This is a genomic window from Microbacterium sp. K35 (assembly GCF_004794375.1).
In the GTDB taxonomy this organism is placed as follows: Bacteria; Actinomycetota; Actinomycetes; order Actinomycetales; family Microbacteriaceae; genus Microbacterium; species Microbacterium sufflavum.
Genome location: NZ_SSDM01000420.1, coordinates 1 through 3859 on the forward strand (window position 1 = coordinate 1; position 3859 = coordinate 3859).

4 protein-coding genes and 1 tRNA gene are annotated in these 3859 nt (G+C 71.4%); 3 read left to right on the forward strand and 2 right to left on the reverse strand.

Features of this window, described 5'->3' with window-relative positions:
• The coding region (locus DW299_RS18350; RefSeq protein WP_136037427.1) for an SDR family NAD(P)-dependent oxidoreductase at window positions 1–645 on the reverse strand (645 nt) is incomplete at its 3' end.
• A gap of 133 nt (window positions 646–778) precedes the next feature.
• On the opposite strand from DW299_RS18350, the gene DW299_RS18355 reads away from it, so the two are divergent.
• The gene (locus DW299_RS18355; protein WP_136028978.1) at window positions 779–1363 is read left to right on the forward strand and encodes an asparagine synthase; all 585 of its coding nucleotides are present in this window, start codon (window positions 779–781) and stop codon (window positions 1361–1363) included.
• Window positions 1364–1427: 64 nt separating this feature from the next.
• Window positions 1428–1500, forward strand: a tRNA-Arg gene (locus tag DW299_RS18360).
• A gap of 71 nt (window positions 1501–1571) precedes the next feature.
• Here DW299_RS18360 and DW299_RS18365 read toward each other — a convergent pair.
• On the reverse strand, window positions 1572–2516 hold the full coding sequence (locus DW299_RS18365; RefSeq protein ID WP_372490570.1) for a LysR family transcriptional regulator: 945 nt from the start codon (window positions 2514–2516) through the stop codon (window positions 1572–1574).
• A gap of 71 nt (window positions 2517–2587) precedes the next feature.
• Between DW299_RS18365 and DW299_RS18370 the strand changes: the two genes are divergently transcribed.
• Window positions 2588–3859, forward strand: a 1272-nt coding sequence (locus DW299_RS18370; protein WP_136037428.1) for an L-aspartate oxidase, incomplete at its 3' end; no start/stop codon positions are given.

Below are 3859 nucleotides of genomic sequence, written 5' to 3' on the forward strand. Positions count from 1 at the left end.
CGACCCCGCGGCGGCAGCGCGGGCGGCCACCGCGGGGTCGATCGCGGCGGCGTACCGCCCGTGCAGGATGATGCCGGTGCGCACACCCGCCGGGTAGACCGCGCCGACCGAGACGGTCGTGCCCTCGAGCTCGTGGCGCAGCGCCTCGGAGAAGCCGCGGACGGCGAACTTGCTCAGCGCGTACGGGATGCGGCCGGCGGGAGCGGCCAGGGCGTACACGCTCGCCAGGTGCGTGATGTGGGCGGCCGGCGCGGCACGGAGCGACGGCAGCAGGGCCTTGGTGATCGACACCGTGCCCCAGAGGTTCACGTCGGTCAGCCAGCGCATCTCCTCCATGGTCAGCTGGTCGAGGTCGCCGAGCATGGACGAGCCGGCGCACGTGATCAGGGCGGTGATCCGCGGATGCACGGCGGCGATCTGCGCGGCGGTCGCGAAGACCGCGTCGTCGTCGCGGAGGTCGACCACGTGCGTCGTCACGGTGGTGCCGGCCAGCTCGGTCGCGAGGGCGTCGAGCGCGGCACGGTCGTGGTCGAGGAGGGCCAGGTGCACGCCGCGGGGAGCGAGCAGCCTCGCGATCTCGGCCCCCATGCCGTTCGCGGCGCCTGTGATGACGGTGGTGCTGCCGACCAGGTCGAGATGCTTCATCGCCGCCTCCCTGCGCGTGCGATCCGGGCGGTCGCCGACCGATGTCGGACGCCTGCGAGATGCTGGATGCCGAACCATTCTGGCCGAGACCGGGCCGCATCGATACCGGTACGCTCGTGGAGAGGAGGTGCCGGTGGGACGGACTGCGGATGCCATCGCCGAAGGCGTCGCGATCGCGACGGCCGCCGCGCGCCTCGCCGTGAAGAACCACATCCTCATCGGCACCATCGCAGAGGGCGGCGTGTTCGATCTCGACCGCTACGTCGACGACGCGCGCGAGGCCCTGCGCGCGATGGCCGAGGAGTCGGAGGAGGCGGCGGCCACCGTCACGGCGCTGCGCAAGCGGGCCAGGGGGCGGCACTCCGATCCGGTCGGCACGCACGACTACCGCGACCGCGATGTGCGCAACCTCCGTCGCCGCGCGAAGCAGTCGACCGGGGTGGCCCAGCGGCTGCGGGAGATGATGGACGACCGGCAGCAGCTCGAGGCGATCGTCGAGGAGGCGAGGGCCGCGGCATGGGCCGACGTCCGCCACAACCTCGACCGGCGGCTGCGCGTGGAGGGCATGCGACCGGAACAGGACCCCGACTACGCGCGGATGCGCGAGGCCCGGATGCAGGCGTTGCGCCTGGTGGACCTGCAGGCGCTGTCGTCGGCGCAGCGGGCGAAGGAGAAGCGCCGCAAGAAGCAGGAGAAGGCGGCAGCGAAGGGCGACTGACCCCTCGTTTCGCTTTCGTCTCGCGACTGTTGTAGGCTGTTCTACGGCCCGCTGAGCGGGCTGGGCGCCCGTAGCTCAATGGATAGAGCATCTGACTACGGATCAGAAGGTTAGGGGTTCGAGTCCCTTCGGGCGCACACTGTGTTGAGACAGTGACGATACGGCCTCCGCTTCGGCGGGGGCCGTTTCTGCATCCCGGACGGATGTCTCAGTCCGTGTCGAGCAGGCTCGTGATCGCGGGGTCGCGGCGGGCGACGTCGGACGCCGTGGTCAGGATGACCTGCCGCATGGCGGCGACCGCGACGGCGGGGCTGACGTCGGACCGGTGGGCCAGGCTGACGGTGCGGGTCATGGCGGGGTGGGCGAGCCGCACGGACCGCAGCGTCGGCCGGTCGAACAGGACCATCGCGGGCACCACGGCGACGCCGAGCCCTCGTTCGACGAAGCGCAGCACGGAGTCCATCTCGCCGCCCTCCAGCACCAGGTTCGGCGTGAGGTCGGCGGCGCGGAAGGCGGCATCGGTCGTGGCCCGCAGCTCGTAGCTCTCGTCGAAGGCGATGAGCGGCAGGGTCGCCAGGTGGCTGAGCGGGATCGCGGGGGTGCGGGCGACCGGCGGGCGGGCGGCCGAGGAGACCACGACCAGTTCCTCCGCGAGCAACGGCGTGCGGGTGAGGCTGACCCCGGCCGGCGGCGGACCGTCGGACTGGGTGATGAGGGCCATGTCGACGGCGCCGACCGCGAGCTGCTCGACCAGGAGGCGGGAGCCGCCCTCGATCAGGTGCAGGTCGACCTCGGGGTAGGAGTCGTGGAACGAGCTGAGGGCTTCGGCGACGAGGCTGATGCACAGCGTGGGCGGTGCCCCGAGCCGCACACGGCCGCGCCGGAGCCCCGCGAGTTCGCCCATCTCGTCGCGGATGGCGTCGGCTTCGGCGAGCATGCGCTGGGCGCGGGGGAGCAGCGTCTCCCCGGCCGCCGTCAGCGCGATGTGGCCACGGGCGCGGTGGAACAGCTCGGCGCCGAGCTCGCGTTCGAGCGTGGAGATCTGTCGGCTCAGCGAGGGCTGAGCCAGGTGCAGGTGCTCGGAGGCGCGGGTGAAGTGTCCGAGGCGGGCGACTTCGACGAACCCGCGGAGTTGCTCGAGGTTCATGGCCATAGCCTACCCGTATGGTTTCCACTCGAACTATGCATTGGAGTTATTAGGTTGTCCTAACTAGCGTCGAGACCATGACTGCACCCGAACGACAGATCTCCACCACGGTCCTCGTGATCGGCACCGGCGGCTCCGGCCTGCGGGCGGCGATCGAGGTCGCCGAACACGGCGTCGACGTGCTCGCCGTGGGCAAACGCCCCCGTCAGGACGCCCACACCTCCCTCGCGGCGGGCGGCATCAACGCGGCCCTCGGCACGATGGACGCCGACGACAGCTGGCAGCAGCACGCCGCCGACACCATCAAGGAGAGCTACCTCCTGGCCAACCCGCACACCGTCGAGGTGGTGACGCGCGGCGCCGAGCGCGGCATCCGCGACCTCGAGCGCTGGGGCATGGACTTCGCCCGCGAGGACGATGGTCGCATCTCCCAGCGGTTCTTCGGCGCGCACACCTACCGTCGCACCGCGTTCTCGGGCGACTACACGGGGCTCGAGATCCAGCGCACCCTGGTCCGCAGGGCCGAGCAGCTCGACGTCCCGATCCTCGACAACGTCTACATCACCCGCCTGCTCGTGCGCGACAACGTCGTGTTCGGCGCGTACGGCTTCGACCAGGCCGACGGCACCCGCTATCTCATCCACGCCGACGCCGTGATCCTCGCGGCCGGAGGCCACAACCGCATCTGGCGGCGCACCTCCTCCCGACGCGACGAGAACACGGGCGACTCCTTCCGTCTCGCCGTCGACGCGGGCGCGCGACTGCGCGATCCCGAGCTCGTGCAGTTCCACCCCTCCGGCATCATCGAGCCGGAGAACGCGGCAGGGACGCTCATCTCCGAGGCGGCGCGCGGCGAGGGCGGCATCCTGCGCAACGCGCTCGGCGAGCGATTCATGGAGCGCTACGACCCCGAGCGGAAGGAGCTCTCCACGCGCGACCGCGTCGCGCTCGCCGCGTACACCGAGATCCAGGAGGGGCGCGGCACCGAGAGCGGCGGCGTGTGGCTCGACGTGTCGCACCTGCCGCGCGAGACGATCATGACCCGGCTGCCGCGCGTCTACCAGACGATGATGGAGCTGCAGATGCTCGACATCACGACCGACCCGATCGAGATCGCCCCCACCGCGCACTATTCGATGGGCGGCGTCTGGGTGCGGTCCGAGGACCACGGCACCGATGTCGAGGGCCTCTACGCGATCGGCGAGGCGTCGAGCGGGCTGCACGGTGCGAACCGGCTGGGCGGCAACTCGCTGATCGAGCTGCTCGTGTACGGGCGGATCGTCGGTCAGGCGGCGATGGCGCACGCCGCGGGGCTCGACGCCCAGCGGCGGTCGGCGGGGGCGGTCGCG